Here is an 18,483-nt window from a genome sequence, read left to right as displayed (position 1 = left end):
CGCCTGCGGTTTTGCGACCCGGCCTATGATGATGACATTGGCGTTCTGTGCGAAAAGGTGGAGTTCCTATCGGCCTCAACCGCCAGCAACGCTGACCTGCCCCTGTTTATCGCCGTGACCAACGAAGTCGCGCCGCTGCAAGGGTTGCACTTCCTATTCGGAGGTCAGGCAAAAGACGATATGGACGACGCACGCGCGATGGCCGCAAAGGCCAACGCTTTCGACATTGACCAGTTTCTTGTCTTTACGACCGTTGACGACAAGACCCAGATTGCCATCGACAATATGCGCCGCAAGGTGCCTGCGATTGCCGGTGACTATCTGATCCTTGCCCGAAGCTATGAGGATCTGATTGCGCAAGTCGGGAAGTTGAAAGACGAATGGGAATACCTGCAGGCCAACGCACATATCCTGGTGCTGCAGATTATCGCTTTGTGCCTTGTCAGCTTCGCCGCCCCGTTCCGATTGGGCAAGTCGATCGTAGAATTGCGCACTGCCTTCAGCGCCGATACGCCCGCGCCAGTTTTGCAGGATCTGCCCCAAGAAAATACCGCAACAGAGTCCACAGATTCCGCGCACCTCGGCGCATCCACCCCGCCTTCTGGTATCGATCCGCGCTCGTAAACGCACGAGAAGGCAACAACGCGACGCCCCGCACCTTGCGCATGAGTGCAACGTCTTCCATGAGGGGTTGATCCGGGAACCCTCCGGCCTGTTCATAAGTCCGTCGCGGGATCAGCAACCCCTGATCCCCATAGGGTAACCCCAACACCCGGCTACGCAGATTGGCCCACCCAGCAACCCAACCGGGCGCAAATCCAGCAGCGCGAAACGCCAGTCGGAAAACCGCTGGCTTGCCTGATCGAAAGTGGTCGCCGACAGCTTTGGTCCAACCATCCTCGAGAACCGTGTCGGCATGCAAAACCAACAGCCACTCGCCTCTCGCCTGTTTGCACCCGCGACGCAACTGCCCGCCACGCGACGGGGCGCCGGTGACGATCTCGGCCCCGGCCTCATCTGCAATCTCCAGAGTTTGGTCGGTGGATCCGCCGTCCGTAACGATCAATTCGCGGATCAGCCCGGTGTGCAGTCCTTCCATCAATGCCTGAAGGGTCGCAGGCAAGGTCTCGGCCGCGTTCAAAGTCGGAATGACAATCGAGATCGGTGCTGGCACGTGGATTACCCTCTGGTCTTGTCGGCGCGAACTCCTATATCACGGGACCGAGGGAAAGCACGAGGATACCCCCATGCCCAATCGCCGCATCCTGCGCCTAAGCGGCGCAGACACTGACAGTTTTCTGCAAGGGCTGGTGACAAATGACATCGGCGGGCTTCAGGATGGTCTGGTCTATGCTGCGCTTTTGACTCCGCAAGGCAAGTATCTTGCCGATTTCTTCCTCAAACGCGAGGACGATGCTGTTCTGCTGGATGTGGCCGAGATTTTGGCCGAAGGGCTGGTCAAACGTTTTGGGATGTACAAGCTGCGTGCAGACGTCACCATCGAGGAAAGTGGGCTGAACCTGCAGCGAGGCACCGGCCTGGCACCACAAGGTGCCTTACCTGACCCGCGTCACGTTGACATGGGCTGGCGGGACTACACCGCAGCTCCCGAAAGTGATGACGGCTCCGATTGGGATAACATCCGCGTTCGCCATTGCATCCCGGAAACAGGCATCGAACTGACCCCAGAAAGCTATATTCTTGAATCCGGGTTCGAACCGCTGAACGGTGTCGATTTCAAGAAAGGCTGCTATGTCGGGCAAGAGGTTACAGCTCGGATGAAGCACAAAACCGAGCTGCGCAAAGGACTGCGCCGCGTGACGGTAGATGGAAGCGCCCCGGTCGGGACTGAGATCTTTGCAAACGGCAAGCCAGTGGGAACCTTGTTCACCCAATCTAGCGGCGCGGGTATTGCCTATCTGCGACTGGATCGCGCCACAGGGGATATGCAGGCCGATCTGGCCAACGTTCGTCTAAGCGATTGAATTGTTGCGCAAGCGGCACGGCTGAACTGCGGCACAGCGCGTATAGATTGCACCCCCTACCCTGGCCCTGTCACAATACAACCGGGTCAAAAGACGGGTGCGGGCATGTTCAAACTATATAGGGCAATCTGGCGTGCCAGTGCCGGGCGGCAGATCATCCTTATCATTCTTTCGATCGCCGTGGCCGCTTTGGCGGCTGCGCCGCTTGAATTTCAGCGCGACATTATCAATCACCTTACAACCGACGATGTGAAGGCCGACCGCCTGTTGTGGCTAGGGGCCGGTATGATGGCGGTCATTCTTCTAAGCCTCGGCCTGAAATGGGTTCTGGGTTATCGCGCCGGAACACTGGGCGAAGACATGATCCGCCTGATCCGCCAACGGCTGTTGTTGCGTTCGGCCGATCTGAATGAAACCGGCGAAGATGTGCGCAAGGGCACCATGACCACCGCCATTTCCGCCGAGGCCGAAGAGCTTGGCAAATTCGCAGGTGGTGCCTTTTCTGACCCCGTCGTGCAGATCGGGACGTTGATCAGCGTGATCGGCTATATCTCATCGACTCAACCGGGACTGGGGCTGATCGCGTTCTCGATGATCGTTCCGCAGATCGTCATCGTGCTGGTTTCACAGCGCAAAGTGAACGTCTTTGTCGCCGAACGCGTCCGCATCCTGCGCAATGCAACCGACCGACTGACCACTGAGCAGATCGAGGAAACCTCGCGCGAGATCGAGACTGAATTCGATTCAATCTATGAAACTCGGCGCAAAATGTTCATCTGGAAACTATCCGCCAAATTCCTGCTGAGCGTCATCAATGGCGCAGGTACTGTTGGCATATTGATGCTGGGTGGCTGGCTGGTCCTAGAAGGCCGCACAGATGTTGGCACTGTGGTCGCTGCGACAAGCGGGTTGGCCCGGATACAGGGACCGACCGCGTTTCTGATCGCCTTCTACCGACAGGTCAGCGCCAACCGCATCAAGTATGAGCTGATGTTGGAACTGTTCGGCCCCAACCCCGAGCAATACCGCCGCATCAAGCGCCGCACATAAAAAAGGCCGCGTATCGCTTCTGACGCGGCCTCTTGGTGATTTCAACGCGGATCAGGCGCGTTCGGAATATTCCATGGTCTCAGTGTTCACCACGATCATCTCATCCTGACCAACAAATGGGGGAACCATGACCTTGATGCCATTGTCCAGAATGGCCGGCTTGAACGAGTTCGCCGCGGTCTGACCTTTTACGACCGGTTCGGTTTCAACGATCTTGCAGGTCACCTTTTGGGGCAACGAGGCGTTCAGCGCCTCGGATTCGTAGAACTCGACAACAATTGTCATGCCGTCCTGCAGAAAAGGGCGACGCTCACCCAACAGGTCCGATGGCAGTTCGATCTGCTCATAGGTCTCGGAGTCCATGAACACCAGCATCCCGTCGGATTCGTAGAGAAACTGCTGATCCTTCTGTTCCAGCCGCACCCGTTCCACCTTGTCCGCCGAGCGGAACCGTTCGTTCAGTTTCGACCCGTTGCGCAGGTTGCGCAGTTCGACCTGAGCAAAAGCGCCGCCTTTTCCGGGCTTTACGTGATCAACTTTGACAGCGGCCCAAAGACCGTCATTATGCTCAAGCACATTGCCGGGGCGAATTTCGTTCCCATTTATCTTGGGCATGACATAAATCCTTCACAAACGGTTGATGCGTCAGTTGCGCTCCCTATATCTGGCGGGACAACACGTGGCAAGACAACGAAACCTTGTGTTGCAGGGGCAGCGAGCTATGCAGATGACGCAACGCAACTATGCATTTTAGCTGTATCCGAATCACACTTTATCGGTCATAAGGACCGTCACGCCGAAAATGCAAGAGCAAGAACAACAAGGAAGACGAGATGAGAGATTTCGTTGACGGCACCGCCTTTAACAACGAACAAGGCAACCGTGCGCGCAAACTTTTTGCAGCCGTTGTGTTGGCTGCGCTGGATGATGCTATTGCCGATGACAAGAAATATGGCAATGGCCCCGAACAAATTGCCCGCTGGGCACGTTCGCGCGACGGTCGCGAAGTGCTGTCCTGCGCCGGTATCGACCCGAACGAACGGGTTGTGAGCGGACTGATGGATTTCGTTGGTCGCGGTGTGCGTACTTCGGTTGCACTGTCGCGTGAAGAAAGCGAACGCCGTAACGCTGCTCAGCAGGCCGAAGCCGCCTGACCTAAGCCGCTGTTTCCAAGAAAAAGCGCGCTCGTGCATTGCAGAGCGCGCTTTTCTTTTGGACAGTGGCTATCTCAGAAAAACATCAGCCATTGCCGCGCGACCCATATTTCCGCCCCAAGCAGCACCCCAAAGAACATCTTGGTCGAAGCGTCTAACCCGCGCCGCCAGAGTATCACGTAGGAAGCCGCACACGCCGTGATCGAGACGGGAACAACCCATTGCGCATGATGGGCACTGTCCCAATAGCTGACCGGGCTGTGAAAGACCCAGTTGCTTATCGGCCAAAACTGCGGCCGCCCATCCCCGGCATGCAATACGAAGTCGGTTATCAAATGCAGTAACCCGGCCGAGGCCCCAAGGACCACAGGCCGCGCGCCCACCCACAGCGCCACGACTAGAGCCAAACCCCAAACCAGAAACGAATTGTCGATGGCGAACACTGTTTGCCATGCATCGGAATAGTACAGTTGCCCGAAGACCACCTGCTCGGGGATACCCAAAATGAACAGCGACACACCAGCCATCAGGTAAAGGGACAGATCCGGCAAAACTGATCCGATCAACACTGCGCGCAGAATGCGCCCTTGCGGCGGGCGGGCAAAGACTGCGGCTCCGATCAAAAGATGGGCGGGTGTGTTCATCCGGTCTTTTCCTCTGCCGTCAAATCGGGTCATGTGCCCGACAGGTTATAGGAGATCAATCATGGTTCGCGCCATCATGATTCAAGGCACTGGCAGCAATGTGGGCAAATCGGTTCTCGTGGCCGGCCTGGCACGCGCTTATTCACGGCGTGGACTTAGGGTGGCTCCGTTCAAGCCGCAGAACATGTCGAACAACGCAGCCGTAACCGAAAACGGAGGTGAGATCGGGCGTGCGCAGGCGCTGCAGGCGTGGGCTGCGAACAGGCCAACTCACACCGACATGAACCCGATCCTGCTGAAGCCCGAGACCGATACAGGTGCTCAAATCATCGTTCAGGGTCAAAGGGCGGGCACGATGAAGGCGGGTGACTACCGCAAGGACAAATCCAAGCTGTTGAGCGCCGCGCTGGAAAGCTTTGACCGTCTGTGCGGTGATGCCGATCTGGTTCTTGTCGAAGGCGCAGGCAGTCCGGCCGAAACCAACCTGCGCAAGGGTGATATTGCCAATATGGGATTTGCTTGCGCCGCAGGCGTACCTGTAGTGCTGGTCGGCGACATTCACCGCGGCGGCGTGATCGCGCAGATTGTGGGTACACAGGCTGTGCTGGATGCCGGTGACCTTACGATGATCAAGGGCTTTGCAGTGAACCGATTCAAGGGCGATGTGTCCCTGTTCGACGAGGGGCGCGATGACATCGCCGCACGCACCGGTTGGCCATGCCTGGGCGTCGTGCCGTGGTTCCAAGACGCTTGGAAGCTGCCCGCCGAAGACATGATGGACATCCGCTCTCACACCGGTGGGGCATGCAAAGTTGTCGTCCCGCAACTAGAACGCATGGCAAACTTCGACGATCTGGACCCGCTGTCTGCCGAGCCCGGCGTCACGGTAGAGGTCATTCCATCCGGACGCCCCCTACCCGGTGACGCAAACCTCGTGCTTTTGCCCGGCAGCAAATCCACCATCGGTGATCTAACCTATTTCCGCGCACAGGGTTGGGACGTTGACCTTTATGCCCATGTACGGCGCGGAGGGCATGTGCTGGGTCTGTGCGGCGGCTACCAGATGCTTGGCAAGACCATCTCTGACCCCGAGGGCGTGGATGGGCGGCCCGGTACTGTCGAAGGTTTGGGTCTTTTGAATGTTGAGACCGTCATGGTCGGCCAGAAAAAAGTGACACTCCGAACGGCGCGCGCCCTACCGGGACACGAGCCGGTAACTGGATACGAAATCCACATGGGTCGCACGGATGGCCCCGATTGCGCGCGCGCCTGGCTCGAGGTTGCAGGCCGCGCCGAAGGTGCCACTGATACAACCGGGCGCATCCGCGGTAGCTACTTGCACGGCATATTCTCATCGGATGCGTTCCGCGCGCGGTATTTGTCGGAACTAGGCGTAACTTCTGATCTGTCCTATGAGGACGGAGTCGACAAGACATTGGACGCAATGGCCAATCATTTGGAACAGAACATGGACCTGGACCGACTGCTTTCGCTGGCCGAAACACCACGCAGGGCGTAAGCGTTAGTCGGGCTTGTGTTCCGCCAGCGCGCGGTAGATTTCGCGCCGCACCAGTTTGCGAACGTTGCGCGTGATCCGCTCACCCAATACGCCCTGCAGTTCTTCGCGAACCACCTGTGCGATCAAGTCCCGTAATGCGTCTTCATCCAGCGGTGTACGCTCCGATTTAACGTCTTGTGCCGGGTCAGCCTGCGCCGTCACCTTCGGATCGCGGATGAAAGTGGCTTTGGTTTCCGAGACGAGCGGTGCGTCTGCTTCGTCTTCGTCAGCCTCGGCCTGCCAACTCAACGACTGGGTCAAGGTCCCAGCATAGGCATCTTGACCTTCACCGTCGGGTTCCCACTGATCCTCTGTCTTGGCGATCGCCGCCTCCAGCGCTTCGATCTTCGAGCTCAGGCTTTCAACAGGATCGTTTACGCGTTCTATTGGCTCTTCAATGCGTGGCTCGTTTTCTTTCACTGCGTCGGACGCCCGCAGAACCATGGGCTTCACAGAGACCTCTGCCGCATAGCCTGATACGTTCGCATCAGACGGAGTTTCCTTATCGCCTTGGGATTCGCTTACGCGTAAGGAATCGGTCAGAACCAACCGGCCAGGCTTACGCGCACGAGTGGATTGCATGATATCCGGGATTTTGCGGCCTTCTTCGCTTACCAACCGCTTAATAGAGGACAGGACGTCCTCTACATTCCCGTTTGCGACATTGTCCGACATTCTTGAATACCACTCTTTCCTCAGGATTGAGTGTAGCCAAACACTTTCAACCTCACAACAGATAGTCGCGGCGTTTAATCACGCCGCAATGCTTTGAGGACGCGATCCAGATCCTTGCTCTGCCTGCTAACCTGAGCTGGGGCTTTCTTCACCAGATTGTAGTAAAGCGTCGGATCATAAATCTGCACCGCAAGACCCAGGCGTTCAGCGGTAAGCAAGCCTTGCGCTTGCAGCAGCTGGTATGCCGCCCGCGACCGTTCAGTGCGCGAAGCAACTTCGTTCAACTGCGCATCCAGCAGATCCTGCTGCGCATTGAGCACGTCCAGCGTGGTCCGTGCACCCAATGTTGCTTCTTCGCGGATGCCATCAAAGGCAACTTGCGAGGCCCGAACCTGTTCTGTCGAGGCCCGGAGACTAGCCGCTGCGGCCTGAAAGTTGGCATAAGATGCCGAAACACCCTGAGTGATGTCCTTTTGGACGTTTAGCAAGTTGGCGCGGGATGCATCACGTGTCGCCATAGCGCGACGAACCTGAGCGGCCAACGCACCGCCGGCGTAAATAGGTTGGTTGAAGTTCAACGCGATCGTTGCATCTTCGAGGTCATCATCATTGTCAAAGCTCTCGGTAATACCTGCATCGGCGTTCAGCGACACGTTCGGACCCAAATTGGCCCTTTGCTGCTGAACCAGCAGATCAAAAGCGCGCACTTCGTGCTGCGATGACAGGATCGCCGGGTGGTTGCGTTGCGCAAAAGCAATGGCCTCAGATTCTGAATTGGGAAGGCTCGGCAAACTGGGCTGACCCGCCGTAGCGCCGGGGGCTTTACCAACAGCGTTTACATATTCGGCCTGCGCGGTGCTGAGGTTACCGCGCGCGACCGCCAGTTCTGCTTGTGCACTGGCAAGCTGTGCTTCGGACAGCGCCACGTCAGTACGAGTTACTTCACCAACGTCAAATCGGTCCTGCGACGCACGCAGCTCTTCGGCCGAGACTTCGACATCGTTTAACTGAATTTGAACGGTCTCTTCTTGAAGAACCACATCCAGATAAGCGTTCACAGCCCGGAACAAAACGGCTTGTTCGATATCAATCAGGTTTTGACGCGTGGACAGAACGATTTCCTGCGCAGACTGTTTGCCCAGCACCGAAAACCCACCATCATAGATCAATTGGCTCAACGTCAGGCCGGTAAAGAAGTTAGTCGGTTCCTGACGGTTCACAACGTCATCAACAGTCGAGCGAGTGTAGTCTTGACTGATTTGCACGGTCCAGTTGATGATCGGCCGCAAAGCTGCCAGCGCAATCGCAACGTCTTCGTCAGCAGCACGCAGTAAAGCCCGGTTCTGCTCGAGCAAGCCGCTCGTATTATATGCCCCGATGAATGCATCCGTCAGATTATCCGCCCAAGCGAACCGCCCGGGGAAAACACTAAGCGCAATTCCGGCCGTCAGCGCCATCGCCTTGACCAGTTTACCTCCCGCCTTGGAACTCATCACGAAATCCTCTCAAATCAAAAATTACGCTGCCCTGTCGACAGTTTGCGCGTTTGTATTCAACTAATCAAGGCGACAGAAAAAACTATCACGGATTTATAGCGAAAATACACTTTCTGTGGAAAATGCTGCCAAAACCGGTGCATTGGCGTTGAACGCATGACGCCAGGTCACACGGCCATTCGACTTATGGCCGATCCGAACGGTGCCCAGTGCACCTTCCATGAACACGCACGCAATTCGACCGTGGTCTTTCAACTGATCAATCAGCCTGTCCGGAATCTGCTCGACCCCTCCTTGCACCATGATCACGTCGTATGGCCCATGCTCGGTCGCGCCTTGCTCGAGCGGCCCGACATGGACGATGGCATTGTCGGCGTCTGCATCCATAAGAATGGTCTGAGCCTCTGCTGCCAGATCTTCGTCGTCTTCCACGGCCACGACCAATTCGGCCATCCGCGCTGCAATTGCTGTCGAATACCCCATGGCCGGAGCAATATCCAACACGGCTTCATCATTAGAAATATTCAACACGTCCAGAATCTTAGCCAGAGTTCTGGGTTCAAGCATACAGCGACCGTTCCCCAGGTCGATCAGCTCCTCGACATACGCCGCCTCGCGCTGCGAATCCGGGACAAAATTCTCGCGCCGGACGGTAAGCATCGCGTCGATGATAGGAAATTTCGTGACATCAGAGGGTCGGATTTGCGTGTCAACCATTGTACGGCGACGGGCTGCGAAATCTGTCATTGGATCGCTCGTTCTGTTCCCTAGTGTGCGTGGCTTGTGCCATATCCAGAAGAAACCGGCAACGCCTCAGTGCCTTCAAACTTACGATATCAGACAATAATTCAGAACAAGAGCACTGCTGTGACAAATAAGCAGACTGAAATTTGCGTCCACCCCTCTGGACGCCCCAGACGAAAGCTGCTAAAACGCCTGTCACACCACGACAAGTATTTGATTTTACTTGAAAAGGCGAGTTGGCGGAGTGGTGACGCAGCGGATTGCAAATCCGTGTACACCGGTTCGATTCCGGTACTCGCCTCCATTATTTTTTCTTGACCCAAAATCCCCAATGATTTCAATTAACACCATGTTTTACAGGGTGTTGCGTTTTGGGATGTGCGAAGGTTTGTGCGAAACCGTGTGCGAAATTGTGTGCGAAGGCGGTCAGGACAGGACATGAAATATCTCAAGCCTAGAGGCGGCTGGTACCACTTTGAAAGAGTGGTACCTCCTGATGTTCGACCTCTTATCGACCAAAAAGAGTGGCGGCACACCCTTGATACAGACAGCAGGGTCGAGGCTGAGGCACGTTGTAGACGCAGAACGGTCGAAACAGACGAACAGCTAAAGCAAGCCAGAAGCGGCACCTACCGCCGTGTTAGCCAAATGGAGGTCGAAGACCTTGCCACCCAATGGGGCATCGATTTTCAACTGATCAATCGTGAGAACATTGCACGTGAAGCCTACCCAGATGTCTGGGGCGAACTGGAACCCATTGGAGATGAGGCACCCCGCCCCATCATTCGGAAGAAAGCCGATCTGACACAGTACGTGACGAGTTGGATGAACAGGACTGATAGTCTTGCCATTGAAGCAGGAACGCCCGATTTCGAAGCTCTGCTTGACGCTTGTTTGGACGAGTACCTCGTGTCGAACCCTGAGATATCCAACCAGTGGAAGGATGTGATAGCTGAACTTGGTGGCCCTACCCCCTCGACCTTCGGAACACTGAAGAGAGTCAAGAAAGTTGATCCAAACCGCAGACTATCTAAGGTCTTCAAACGTTATCTACAAATCAACACCAAAATTGGGGATAGCGCCCGTTCAGACTTTGGCACATCGGTACGTCGCTTCATTGAGTTCCATGGTGACATGGATGTCTCGGAGATCGACCGCAGCCATGTAGAGCAGTTCAGGGACGCCCTGATCCAACTCCCTGTTCGTCCTCCAAACGCCATCCGCTCACAGTCCGTAAAGCAACAGATTTCATGGGCAGGCAAAACTGGTGCAAAGACCATCAAGCAGGGTGCAATCAACAAGAACTTAATGGGTGTTAAACGCACACTGGACTTTGCGTTTAAAGAGACCAGCCTGTTTCAGGATCGCAACTGGAGAAACCCGTTCGATGGCTTCTCAAAGCCTGTTGGACAACCAGAGAACCCAGTGGAACCGTTCACGACCGAACAGTTGCAATTGGTTTTTTCCGATCAGATTTTTGTCACGAAAACTGCGGAACGTTTTTGGATACCGCTCCTGCTCTTTTACACGGGGGCGCGACTGGATGAAATCAGTCAGCTACACGTCACTGATGTAGTCATCGAACCTGTTCCACACATCCTTGCAGAGAACCTCGAAGATGAGGACCCCGCGCTAGCTAAGAAGCTAAAGACCCTCTCATCTCATCGCACGATCCCGATACATAATGGACTGATAGAGCTTGGCTTCCTTCAATATGTTGATGCCGTTAGGGATCGCGGTCATCGTCATCTCTTCCCAAACCTGCCACACGCAAAAGGAAAGGACCGTGGGGGCTATACATCGCGGACTTTCATGAATGCGTTCCGAAAACATGGTGAGCAAAATCCGACCAGTGGTCTGAATACTCTTTCCTTGCGAACACACAGCCTACGTCACAGCTACCGCCTTGCGGGCTGCGAGGTTCCAGACCAAGAGTTTGTTCAGATTGTGATGGGTCACTACGTTGGCGGCGACTCAGTGCAGACATATGGGCCACAAATATATCGAATGCCTCATATCCTGCATCAACGAGTAACTTCTATAATCCCTCTGGCGAAGCTAGATATGGAGTATCTCAAGGCTGAAGCGATGAGGCATTTGAGCAAAATACAACCCGCGTAGAACTATCGCAGGGTTGCCGTCTCAGGGTCGTACGCCATTCCCTTGATAGACCCATCCCTGATCCGTTCTACGGCCTCATCAATTGCGAAGAGCGGCACTAGGAACCATTCTCGTGGGGTAACGGGATGTCCAAAGCGATCTTTGATCCCCACATCTAGCCGAGCAGCTTCAAAGATGCGGTGCAGCAGGTTTTCCAGCTTCACACGGTTAATGTTGAACAATTCGTAGGTGGTCACGACTTCCACGTCGGCCATCAGGAATGTGGGATCAAGTCTGGCATTGGCAATCCGCTTCTCAACGGTACCACCAGTGACACCAATCTTGTGCAGTAGGTCACGGTTCTGCGTCACGACAGGTAAATCAGACTTTGAACGCAAGACGTAGATCAGCCCGCTGGCCTCGTCACCATCGACGGTAGCATCGGCAAATAGAGGGCCAGCACTTGGGTCACTGATCGTTCTGCTCGTCGGGTCTTTGTCAGGACTCTTAGCCCGATGCAGCGAACGCATCAGTCCCATCGCGATCAGGGTAGTCCGTGTTCATGGCACGGAAGAGTTCGCTGATCACCTCATGGGTGTTGGACCCGTCCGCATTGGCCATGCGTTCGATGGTGTCGGTGAATAGCTCTTCGCCGTTCAGGATGTCGGTGTCTTCGGCAAAGAAGAGAAAGATCAGCCGTGCCATGAAGTGGTTCATGTCGTGGCTGCGGCCTTCCCAGTCAGGGTTGTCGGCCCTGAGGGTGGTGTAGAGCTTATTCAGGCGCAGGGTGGCCCGAACATCAAACTCGGATTCACTGAGTTGTTTGGTCTTGCTAAGGCCAGCAAGGGGCCAGAAGAACACGAAGTGGTTCGGGAAGTCGTCATAGGTGCAGGAGACGGTATCCCCTGTCAGCAGGTCTTCTGCTTCGAAGGTCTGACCGTCGGTGGCCAGCAAGAACCGCACCTTGTTGCGTTTGGTTTGGGTGGCCTTGCTATCTTTGAGGTCCGTCAGCGTTTGCGGCACGTGGCCCACATCACAGGTCTTCAGGTGGATATGGCCCGATTGCAGGACCCCATCGATGTCGGACTTGTTTGAGGCCCCGCTGCGGAGCTTCTTAATCGCGGTGGCCTTGTTGCCAAAGGCTTCTAGGAAGGCGAAGGGGAACTCGGCCCCGTCAAAGGTGAGTTCTGCAAGTTCCGTGATGGCCTGTTCGATCTCAACTGCGTTCATGACGGCTTGCCCAGAATGCCTTCCACGAGGCCGTTGTACCGCGATGGGTCAAACTCGCTGTCGGTGGTCTCAAAAACACGTGTGGTTTCCAGCCGCAGCACCTCAACGACAGCCGTACGTACCGCTTTGGGTTCAGGGCGGTTGCCCAACTGTTGAATGATCCGTTCAATATGTTCGACAACGATGCCGAGGCGTTCGAAGTCTGTGTGCGTTGGTGCTGTCACGGTTTCACCCTCAAAAAGGGCCGAGACAGACAGGCTGTACGCAGCGGCAATGTCCACCAACCTGTGGGCGTGGACTTTGGTCTCACCGCTCTCCCAACGCCACAGCGTGGTCTTAGGGACGCCGAGCAGTTCGGCCCCCTGATCAAGGGATAGGCCCTTCGATGAACGGGCCTTCTGTAGGATTTTGCCAAACGACGCTGTGGATGCATTCTTCATACCCCCTCTATTCCACGTTGCGGAACGTGAGGAAAGTTTAACGAACTAAAGGGTTCAAAAAGACTTGCGAATCGTTCCGTATAACGGAATACGGAACATATGAAGCTTGCTCAATACCTCACTGAGAATGGTTTGACCCTGAATGAGTTCGCAAAGACCTGCGGCACACCTACAATGATGCAGTCATCCTACCTAAGCCTTTCTAGACACGGTGTTTATTACTTCCGGTGGCCTATCCCTCCGTCTTCTGAGCAAAAGAGAACATCTGTAAGAATATCGCTGCGCACTCGCTGCCCGCATATGGACGCAACCTTGGACGCTGGTGCAACGAGAGTTTCTTGAAAAAACTGCTCATATAAGAGACCGGCTTGGTTTTCCACAGCTTCCGACACACTGTCGTGACGCGACTGGCCGTGGTGGATGGACGCGACGTTCCCGACTGCTGTTATTCTTGCAGTAGATAAAGAAAATGCAATTTGGGGTGCAGATACTGGGGAACTAGTCTTTGTAGCTCCAGAAGGGGGAAACATCGCAGACGTAGCTAAAGCGGCACTAATAATCCCAGTGTGGCACTGAACGGGATTTGGGACGAAGCGGAACTGCCCGGCTGGAACGTAAAATCAATGCGCCCCACTCTGCTCGACAAAGGTGTGAAAAGCGAAAACAGAGGCAGTTTCACGGATATGGAGTACAGGAAAAGTCATTTAGTGCTACACACGTGGCACAAAAAGACGAACGCAAAAACCAGCCGTCACGAAATATTTCTTCGTTCAATCGCAGACGTGCGCTCGTTTAGAGATTTTTGGCTGTGATGTAGTTCTTGCTGGCGCGCGGGATGTCGAATCCAGCATAGGTGGCATCAATCGTCGTACCCAATTTCAGACGATTGGAACTACGGTGCTTGGCGGGAAGAATAGACTATATCCTCAACTTGAAAAAATCTGTGTGAGCTACCTTCCGGGCGACATGGTAGCGAGTTCAAATCCTCGGAGGTGCCCAATTTTTTTAACGTCAGCTTGGATCGCTTCGGCAGTTTTTGGCTTTTACTTCGGGCAGTAGGAAGAGCGTCGAAATTACTTCTTGGCAACAGGGATGGCACCTTTTAAGCAAGATTGCGAAGACCCCAATTCAAGGATTATTATAGTGTTTTTTCGCCGCAAACGAGACAAGCAAAAGCAGAATGATCAAGCGCCTCAAGTACAAGAGGCAAACGAAGTACAAGAAGAAAACGAAGTCCACGAGGCACAGAAACAAGACCCGTTTCCGCATGTCGATGAGTTTCCCCATGAACAAATCGCAGAACAAAGGCATTGGATATTGCGGTACGCGAAAAAAGGCGGAGTTGGCGCCGAATTTGGCGTATTTCGCGGTCATTTCTCGACAGTTATCTGCCGTTATCTTCAACCCGAGAAACTGTATCTGGTCGATCCATGGGAGAAGCTCGGCGAGCGGTTTGACTGGGGCATTGGACCCTACACGAACGACAACAAACTGACAACTCAGCAGGCCAAGGAGGACATGCTGCGCCGGACCGAAGGTTATGATATGGTCGAGGTTGTCGAGGATTTTGAAGACAACTTCATCGCTGGGCTGACCGAAAAGCTTGACTTCGTTTATCTGGACAGTGGTCACCATTACGATGAAGTGATGAAGACACTGCGGCTTATTGACTCGATTCTTGCTCCCGGCGGAGTGATCATCGGTGACGACTGGTATTCGAATCCCAAGCATTATTCGGGTGTGTGCCGTGCCGTCAACGAGTTCGCTAAAGAGGCTGACTATGAGATCATCGCCGCGGGATACGACGCACAGTTCTGTATCCGCCGGGTTCGGGATGTAGAGTACACCCACCAATTCGGCAGTGAAGCCCTAATCCATGAGAACTACTGAGCACAGGCCGGCCAATGGCCCCGATGCACGTCATCGGGGATTCTCCTGTTCTGAGGGGATCGTGCAAAACTGAACCAAGACCGGGTAACCCATTGACCGAATGTTACTGGGTTGCCCCAGGCGACGCCCTCCGGGATGGGCTAAAAACCATAAGTGACAGTCTGGATAGCCGAGTGCGCCGTTCAACTCAGGGCAACGCTGCGCGGCGTTGGCGTGCGCCGATTGATGTTAGGCTTACCGCTTTCAAGCTAAAGTCACAAATACGGTCCTTGATCTGACAAAGGACGCTGATGTTCACCAAGACACAGGCGTTTTTGGATTTGCGACTGGAAAAAAGCAACTTGGCATACATGCTTGCACGACCTTGTCGTCGCGAAGTAAGCAGGCGAAATCCTACTTAACGCACAGGCATGAACGAAACGGGCAGTACCGGGTTTACGGAAAATGGGCGGCCCCCGGGAATGCAAGCTCGTAACTTGCGACACGATTGGCACTTGGTATTTGAAGTCTTCGAACAGGTTTTTCTGGCGTTTGTCTATTGACGATACTTAGGTTTATCCGCGCACAAATTGACTCTTGCCCCGGTGGTTCGGGTAGTTCAGTGGTCTAAAAAAGTGGCAGCGAGCCCAAAACTCGCCGCCACTTTTCCAAGCCGGTCAAAGCGTTTTCGCGCAGTGTAATTGCGTCATTCGGCCCGACGTCCCTGAGGAATAACCTCGTATCCGGACGCTTCCGGCTCGTAGTCTTCCATTTCGGACGGGAAGCCGGGGGCCGTGATATCCAGCCCGGTGGCCTCTTCCAACCGCTTGATAATATTAGGGGATAACTCTCGGTCGCCATAACGGGCGATGCCGTCGTCAAAGATACGCATCATCACCGGGTTGATCTCGAGCGGCACCCCCGCCCGGTCCGCCACATCCTGAAACAGGCCAATGTCCTTTTTCACCAAATCCATCGTGAACGAAATGTCCCGCGAGCCGTTCAGAATGACTTGGCTTTCGGTTTCATGCACGAAGGATGTCCCGGATGAGATCTTGATTGCCTCGTATGTGGTGTTCAGATCCATCCCGGCGGCTTTGGCGGTCACAAGTGCTTCTGCGCAGGTGATCAGGTTGGCGGTGGCGAGGTAATTGGTCAGCACTTTCAACACCGAAGCGGTCCCTAGGTCACCGGTATGCAGAACCCGTCGGCCCATGGTGGTCAGAAAGGGCAGTATGCGCTCGAATGTGGCCCGGTCGCAGCCCGCGAAGATCGAGATATTGCCCGTCGCGGCGCGATGACAGCCACCCGATACAGGACAGTCTACCGCTGCGCCGCCGCGCTCGATCACCTGGGCGCCAAGTCGCTTGACTTCGGCTTCATCAGTAGTGGACATCTCCATCCAGATTTTGCCGGGGCTGACCTCAGGCAGCATCTCCTGCATCACCGCGTCCGAAGCGGCAGGCGATGGCAGGCAGGTAATAACCGCGTCGCAATCGCGCATCAGCTGGGCCGGGCTTTCGGCGGCCTTGGCCCCCTGTGCCACGAAGCCGTCGACGAGGTCAGAGTTCAAATCATGTACCGTCAGTTCGATCCCGTTGCGCAGCAAAGACCCTGACAGTTTGCCGCCCACATTGCCCAAGCCGATAAAGCCCACCTTCATGCGATACACCTCCTTTTTTGGCGTCGTTTTGTTCATGGCACCATGCCGCCCCACCCAAAGTCATGCCGCCCAGCGACGCTGTCAGGTCGCTTTTAACCCGAGGTGCGAAAGATGTTTGCGACTCGCTTGACAAGGGCCTGCCCGGTGCCGCATGTCCGATCCGTTGGTGTCCATCTGCAGATGGATGAAAAGGGAATGCGTCAGCGGGTCATCCGTCAAACGCAGCCGCCCCCGCGACCGTGACCGGAGAGGGTGCCCAAGCCACTGGCCAGCAAGGCCGGGAAGGCGGGTCATCCGACAGGGCAACCGCCCTGAAATCCGCAAGCCGGGAGACCTGCCAGCACCCGCGATTGAAACCGGACGGGGTGTTCCGGTGCCGGGTCACGCACGACCCGCATGAAACCCCGTCCCCCACGATGAGGATTTAGGGGGATGAGAGACATGACCGAAACCGCTCCGGTCGAGCTGCTGGTTTGCACCACCTGCCGCCGCGGCCTGCCTGTTGAAGATGACGCCCAGCGCCCCGGCACGTTGCTGCACAAGGCGTTGGAACAGGCCGAACTGCCCGAGGGCGTGGCGCTGAAGGCCGTCGAATGCCTGTCGAATTGCGATCAGGGCTGCTCCATCGTGCTGCGCGGCGGGCCCGAGCGCTGGACCTTTGTTTATGAGAACCTGAACGAGGTCGATCATGTCGACGTCATCGTCGACGGCGCGACCAAATATCTGGCCACCGAAGACGGTCTGGTCAAATGGCGCGAGCGCCCCGAACATTTCCGCAAAAACTGCGCCTCGCGCATTCCCCCGATTGGAGCCTGACATGTCCACTTTGGAAAAACTTCCCGTTACTGTGATTACCGGCTTTCTTGGTTCGGGCAAGACCACGCTGGTGCGACACCTGATGCAGAACCCGCAGGGCAAGCGTCTGGCCGTGGTGGTCAACGAGTTCGGCGATGTCGGCGTGGACGGCGATATCCTGAAATCCTGTGCCATCCCCGATTGTCCGGCGGAGAACATCATGGAACTGGCCAATGGCTGTATCTGCTGCACCGTGGCCGATGATTTCATCCCCACGATCGAGGCGCTGATGGCGCTGGAGCCGCGCCCCGAGCATATCCTGATCGAAACATCCGGTTTGGCCCTGCCCAAACCGCTGCTCAAGGCGTTCGACTGGCCCGATATCCGGTCGAAAATCACCGTGGACGGCGTGATCGCGCTGGCCGATGCCGAGGCCGTGGCCGCCGGTCGCTTTGCCCCTAATGTCGAAGCGGTGGATGCCCAGCGCATGGCCGACGATTCCATCGACCACGAGACTCCACTGTCCGAGGTGTTCGAGGATCAGATATCCTGCGCCGACATCATCCTGCTGACCAAGCCCGATCTGGCCGGCCCCGAAGGTGTCGCCAAAGCCAAAGAGATCATCGCCGCCGAGGCCCCGCGCCCTCTGCCCGTGGTTGAAGTGGCCGAAGGTGTGGTCGACGTGCGCGTCGTGCTGGGCCTTGAGGCCGCCGCCGAGGATGACATGGATGCCCGTCCCAGCCATCATGACGGCCACCACGATCACGAGCATGACGATTTCGAAAGCATCATCGTTGAGTTGCCCGAACAATCGGACCCGGCCGATCTGGTCGCAAACATCGAACGTCTGGCCAAGGAACTGAACATCCTGCGCGTCAAAGGCTATGCCGCCGTTCAAGGCAAACCGATGCGCCTGCTGGTGCAGGCCGTCGGCGCGCGCGTGCGTCATCAGTATGACCGCCCGTGGGAACCCGGCGAAGAGCGCCGCTCGCGTCTGGTGGTGATTGCCGAGCATGACGACATCAAAGAGGCTGAAATCCGCGAAATCCTCGCGGGCGCCACCGAAGCTGCCGAGTAAAC

Annotated in this window: 18 protein-coding genes, 1 tRNA gene and 1 riboswitch; of the genes, 9 read left to right on the top strand and 10 right to left on the bottom strand. The window is 55.8% G+C overall.

Going from position 1 to position 18,483, the window contains the following annotated elements; genetic code table 11:
- Window positions 1-499: 499 nt before the first annotated feature.
- Entirely contained in the window at window positions 500-1,174 is a 675-nt protein-coding gene (locus ACR3EG_RS07600; protein ID WP_480494631.1) for a TIGR04283 family arsenosugar biosynthesis glycosyltransferase, read from the bottom strand.
- A 73-nt stretch (window positions 1,175-1,247) separates the two neighbouring features.
- Here ACR3EG_RS07600 and ygfZ point away from each other — a divergent pair, with 73 nt between their 5' ends.
- Window positions 1,248-1,985, top strand: coding sequence for a CAF17-like 4Fe-4S cluster assembly/insertion protein YgfZ (ygfZ, locus tag ACR3EG_RS07595; RefSeq protein ID WP_480494629.1), 738 nt, complete (start codon window positions 1,248-1,250; stop codon window positions 1,983-1,985).
- A gap of 105 nt (window positions 1,986-2,090) precedes the next feature.
- Window positions 2,091-3,035 carry an ABC transporter transmembrane domain-containing protein gene (locus tag ACR3EG_RS07590; protein ID WP_480494627.1) on the top strand — a complete coding sequence of 315 codons (945 nt, stop codon included), beginning with the start codon at window positions 2,091-2,093 and terminating at the stop codon, window positions 3,033-3,035.
- A gap of 51 nt (window positions 3,036-3,086) precedes the next feature.
- On the opposite strand, the gene efp is transcribed toward ACR3EG_RS07590, so the two are convergent.
- Window positions 3,087-3,650, bottom strand: coding sequence for an elongation factor P (gene efp / locus ACR3EG_RS07585; RefSeq protein WP_170354655.1), 564 nt, complete (start codon window positions 3,648-3,650; stop codon window positions 3,087-3,089).
- 218 nt (window positions 3,651-3,868) lie between these two features.
- Between efp and ACR3EG_RS07580 the strand changes: the two genes are divergently transcribed.
- Complete coding sequence (locus tag ACR3EG_RS07580; protein WP_108785849.1) at window positions 3,869-4,189, top strand: DUF6280 family protein; 321 nt, start codon at window positions 3,869-3,871, stop codon at window positions 4,187-4,189.
- A gap of 74 nt (window positions 4,190-4,263) precedes the next feature.
- Here the strand turns inward: ACR3EG_RS07580 and ACR3EG_RS07575 are convergent, their stop codons facing one another.
- Window positions 4,264-4,833, bottom strand: coding sequence for a cobalamin biosynthesis protein CobQ (locus ACR3EG_RS07575; RefSeq protein WP_480494624.1), 570 nt, complete (start codon window positions 4,831-4,833; stop codon window positions 4,264-4,266).
- Between the two features lie 61 nt (window positions 4,834-4,894).
- Here ACR3EG_RS07575 and ACR3EG_RS07570 point away from each other — a divergent pair, with 61 nt between their 5' ends.
- The gene (locus ACR3EG_RS07570) at window positions 4,895-6,352 is read left to right on the top strand and encodes a cobyric acid synthase (RefSeq protein ID WP_480494623.1); all 1,458 of its coding nucleotides are present in this window, start codon (window positions 4,895-4,897) and stop codon (window positions 6,350-6,352) included.
- A gap of 3 nt (window positions 6,353-6,355) precedes the next feature.
- Here ACR3EG_RS07570 and ACR3EG_RS07565 read toward each other — a convergent pair whose 3' ends face one another.
- From ACR3EG_RS07565 to ACR3EG_RS07555, 3 genes are all read right to left on the bottom strand, one after another.
- The gene (locus tag ACR3EG_RS07565; RefSeq protein WP_480494621.1) at window positions 6,356-7,066 is read right to left on the bottom strand and encodes a hypothetical protein; all 711 of its coding nucleotides are present in this window, start codon (window positions 7,064-7,066) and stop codon (window positions 6,356-6,358) included.
- Window positions 7,067-7,140: 74 nt separating this feature from the next.
- Window positions 7,141-8,559 (bottom strand): TolC family outer membrane protein, encoded by a 1,419-nt coding sequence (locus ACR3EG_RS07560; protein ID WP_480494619.1) that lies wholly within the window; start codon window positions 8,557-8,559, stop codon window positions 7,141-7,143.
- A gap of 96 nt (window positions 8,560-8,655) precedes the next feature.
- Complete coding sequence (locus ACR3EG_RS07555) at window positions 8,656-9,309, bottom strand: protein-L-isoaspartate O-methyltransferase family protein (RefSeq protein ID WP_480494617.1); 654 nt, start codon at window positions 9,307-9,309, stop codon at window positions 8,656-8,658.
- A gap of 227 nt (window positions 9,310-9,536) precedes the next feature.
- Between ACR3EG_RS07555 and ACR3EG_RS07550 the strand changes: the two genes are divergently transcribed.
- Window positions 9,537-9,610, top strand: a tRNA-Cys gene (locus ACR3EG_RS07550).
- 134 nt (window positions 9,611-9,744) lie between these two features.
- Window positions 9,745-11,427, top strand: a complete 1,683-nt coding sequence (locus tag ACR3EG_RS07545) for a DUF6538 domain-containing protein (protein ID WP_480494616.1) — start codon at window positions 9,745-9,747, stop codon at window positions 11,425-11,427.
- 2 nt (window positions 11,428-11,429) lie between these two features.
- Here ACR3EG_RS07545 and ACR3EG_RS07540 read toward each other — a convergent pair whose 3' ends face one another.
- The 3 genes from ACR3EG_RS07540 to ACR3EG_RS07530 are packed head-to-tail and all read right to left on the bottom strand — an operon-like array spanning window position 11,430 to window position 13,076.
- Window positions 11,430-11,945: a GIY-YIG nuclease family protein gene (locus ACR3EG_RS07540; RefSeq protein WP_480501700.1), complete on the bottom strand. Its 516-nt coding sequence runs from the start codon at window positions 11,943-11,945 to the stop codon at window positions 11,430-11,432.
- Window positions 11,914-12,636 carry a type IIL restriction-modification enzyme MmeI gene (locus tag ACR3EG_RS07535; RefSeq protein ID WP_480494612.1) on the bottom strand — a complete coding sequence of 241 codons (723 nt, stop codon included), beginning with the start codon at window positions 12,634-12,636 and terminating at the stop codon, window positions 11,914-11,916. The genes ACR3EG_RS07540 and ACR3EG_RS07535 overlap by 32 nt, the downstream gene beginning before the upstream one ends.
- The gene (locus ACR3EG_RS07530) at window positions 12,633-13,076 is read right to left on the bottom strand and encodes a helix-turn-helix domain-containing protein (RefSeq protein WP_480494610.1); all 444 of its coding nucleotides are present in this window, start codon (window positions 13,074-13,076) and stop codon (window positions 12,633-12,635) included. The genes ACR3EG_RS07535 and ACR3EG_RS07530 overlap by 4 nt, the downstream gene beginning before the upstream one ends.
- 1,092 nt (window positions 13,077-14,168) lie before the next feature.
- Between ACR3EG_RS07530 and ACR3EG_RS07525 the strand changes: the two genes are divergently transcribed.
- Entirely contained in the window at window positions 14,169-14,966 is a 798-nt protein-coding gene (locus tag ACR3EG_RS07525) for a class I SAM-dependent methyltransferase (RefSeq protein WP_480494608.1), read from the top strand.
- A 685-nt stretch (window positions 14,967-15,651) separates the two neighbouring features.
- On the opposite strand, the gene ACR3EG_RS07520 is transcribed toward ACR3EG_RS07525, so the two are convergent.
- Window positions 15,652-16,644 carry an NAD(P)-dependent oxidoreductase gene (locus ACR3EG_RS07520; RefSeq protein WP_480494606.1) on the bottom strand — a complete coding sequence of 331 codons (993 nt, stop codon included), beginning with the start codon at window positions 16,642-16,644 and terminating at the stop codon, window positions 15,652-15,654.
- A 111-nt stretch (window positions 16,645-16,755) separates the two neighbouring features.
- Window positions 16,756-16,964: riboswitch (cobalamin riboswitch) on the top strand.
- Window positions 16,965-17,049: 85 nt separating this feature from the next.
- Here ACR3EG_RS07520 and ACR3EG_RS07515 point away from each other — a divergent pair.
- On the top strand, window positions 17,050-17,424 hold the full coding sequence (locus tag ACR3EG_RS07515) for a DUF1636 family protein (RefSeq protein WP_480494605.1): 375 nt from the start codon (window positions 17,050-17,052) through the stop codon (window positions 17,422-17,424).
- Window position 17,425: 1 nt separating this feature from the next.
- Window positions 17,426-18,481 (top strand): cobalamin biosynthesis protein CobW, encoded by a 1,056-nt coding sequence (cobW, locus tag ACR3EG_RS07510; protein ID WP_480494603.1) that lies wholly within the window; start codon window positions 17,426-17,428, stop codon window positions 18,479-18,481.
- Window positions 18,482-18,483 lie beyond the last annotated feature (2 nt).

Source organism: Ruegeria sp. AM7, from assembly GCF_056535965.1.
Note: the sequence above shows the minus strand (reverse complement) of the source record. Positions and strands in the feature narration are given on the sequence as shown.

What these genes read in the sequence shown, in the direction of transcription:
- ygfZ (WP_480494629.1), top strand. Translation starts at nt 1,248, where the DNA reads ATGCCCAATCGCCGCATCCTGCGCCTAAGCGGCGCAGACACTGACAGT.
- ACR3EG_RS07590 (WP_480494627.1), top strand. Translation starts at nt 2,091, where the DNA reads ATGTTCAAACTATATAGGGCAATCTGGCGTGCCAGTGCCGGGCGGCAG.
- efp (WP_170354655.1), bottom strand. Translation starts at nt 3,650, where the DNA reads ATGCCCAAGATAAATGGGAACGAAATTCGCCCCGGCAATGTGCTTGAG.
- ACR3EG_RS07580 (WP_108785849.1), top strand. Translation starts at nt 3,869, where the DNA reads ATGAGAGATTTCGTTGACGGCACCGCCTTTAACAACGAACAAGGCAAC.
- ACR3EG_RS07575 (WP_480494624.1), bottom strand. Translation starts at nt 4,833, where the DNA reads ATGAACACACCCGCCCATCTTTTGATCGGAGCCGCAGTCTTTGCCCGC.
- ACR3EG_RS07570 (WP_480494623.1), top strand. Translation starts at nt 4,895, where the DNA reads ATGGTTCGCGCCATCATGATTCAAGGCACTGGCAGCAATGTGGGCAAA.
- ACR3EG_RS07565 (WP_480494621.1), bottom strand. Translation starts at nt 7,066, where the DNA reads ATGTCGGACAATGTCGCAAACGGGAATGTAGAGGACGTCCTGTCCTCT.
- ACR3EG_RS07560 (WP_480494619.1), bottom strand. Translation starts at nt 8,559, where the DNA reads ATGAGTTCCAAGGCGGGAGGTAAACTGGTCAAGGCGATGGCGCTGACG.
- ACR3EG_RS07555 (WP_480494617.1), bottom strand. Translation starts at nt 9,309, where the DNA reads ATGACAGATTTCGCAGCCCGTCGCCGTACAATGGTTGACACGCAAATC.
- ACR3EG_RS07545 (WP_480494616.1), top strand. Translation starts at nt 9,745, where the DNA reads ATGAAATATCTCAAGCCTAGAGGCGGCTGGTACCACTTTGAAAGAGTG.
- ACR3EG_RS07540 (WP_480501700.1), bottom strand. Translation starts at nt 11,945, where the DNA reads ATGGGACTGATGCGTTCGCTGCATCGGGCTAAGAGTCCTGACAAAGAC.
- ACR3EG_RS07535 (WP_480494612.1), bottom strand. Translation starts at nt 12,636, where the DNA reads ATGAACGCAGTTGAGATCGAACAGGCCATCACGGAACTTGCAGAACTC.
- ACR3EG_RS07530 (WP_480494610.1), bottom strand. Translation starts at nt 13,076, where the DNA reads ATGAAGAATGCATCCACAGCGTCGTTTGGCAAAATCCTACAGAAGGCC.
- ACR3EG_RS07525 (WP_480494608.1), top strand. Translation starts at nt 14,169, where the DNA reads ATGGCACCTTTTAAGCAAGATTGCGAAGACCCCAATTCAAGGATTATT.
- ACR3EG_RS07520 (WP_480494606.1), bottom strand. Translation starts at nt 16,644, where the DNA reads ATGAACAAAACGACGCCAAAAAAGGAGGTGTATCGCATGAAGGTGGGC.
- ACR3EG_RS07515 (WP_480494605.1), top strand. Translation starts at nt 17,050, where the DNA reads ATGACCGAAACCGCTCCGGTCGAGCTGCTGGTTTGCACCACCTGCCGC.
- cobW (WP_480494603.1), top strand. Translation starts at nt 17,426, where the DNA reads ATGTCCACTTTGGAAAAACTTCCCGTTACTGTGATTACCGGCTTTCTT.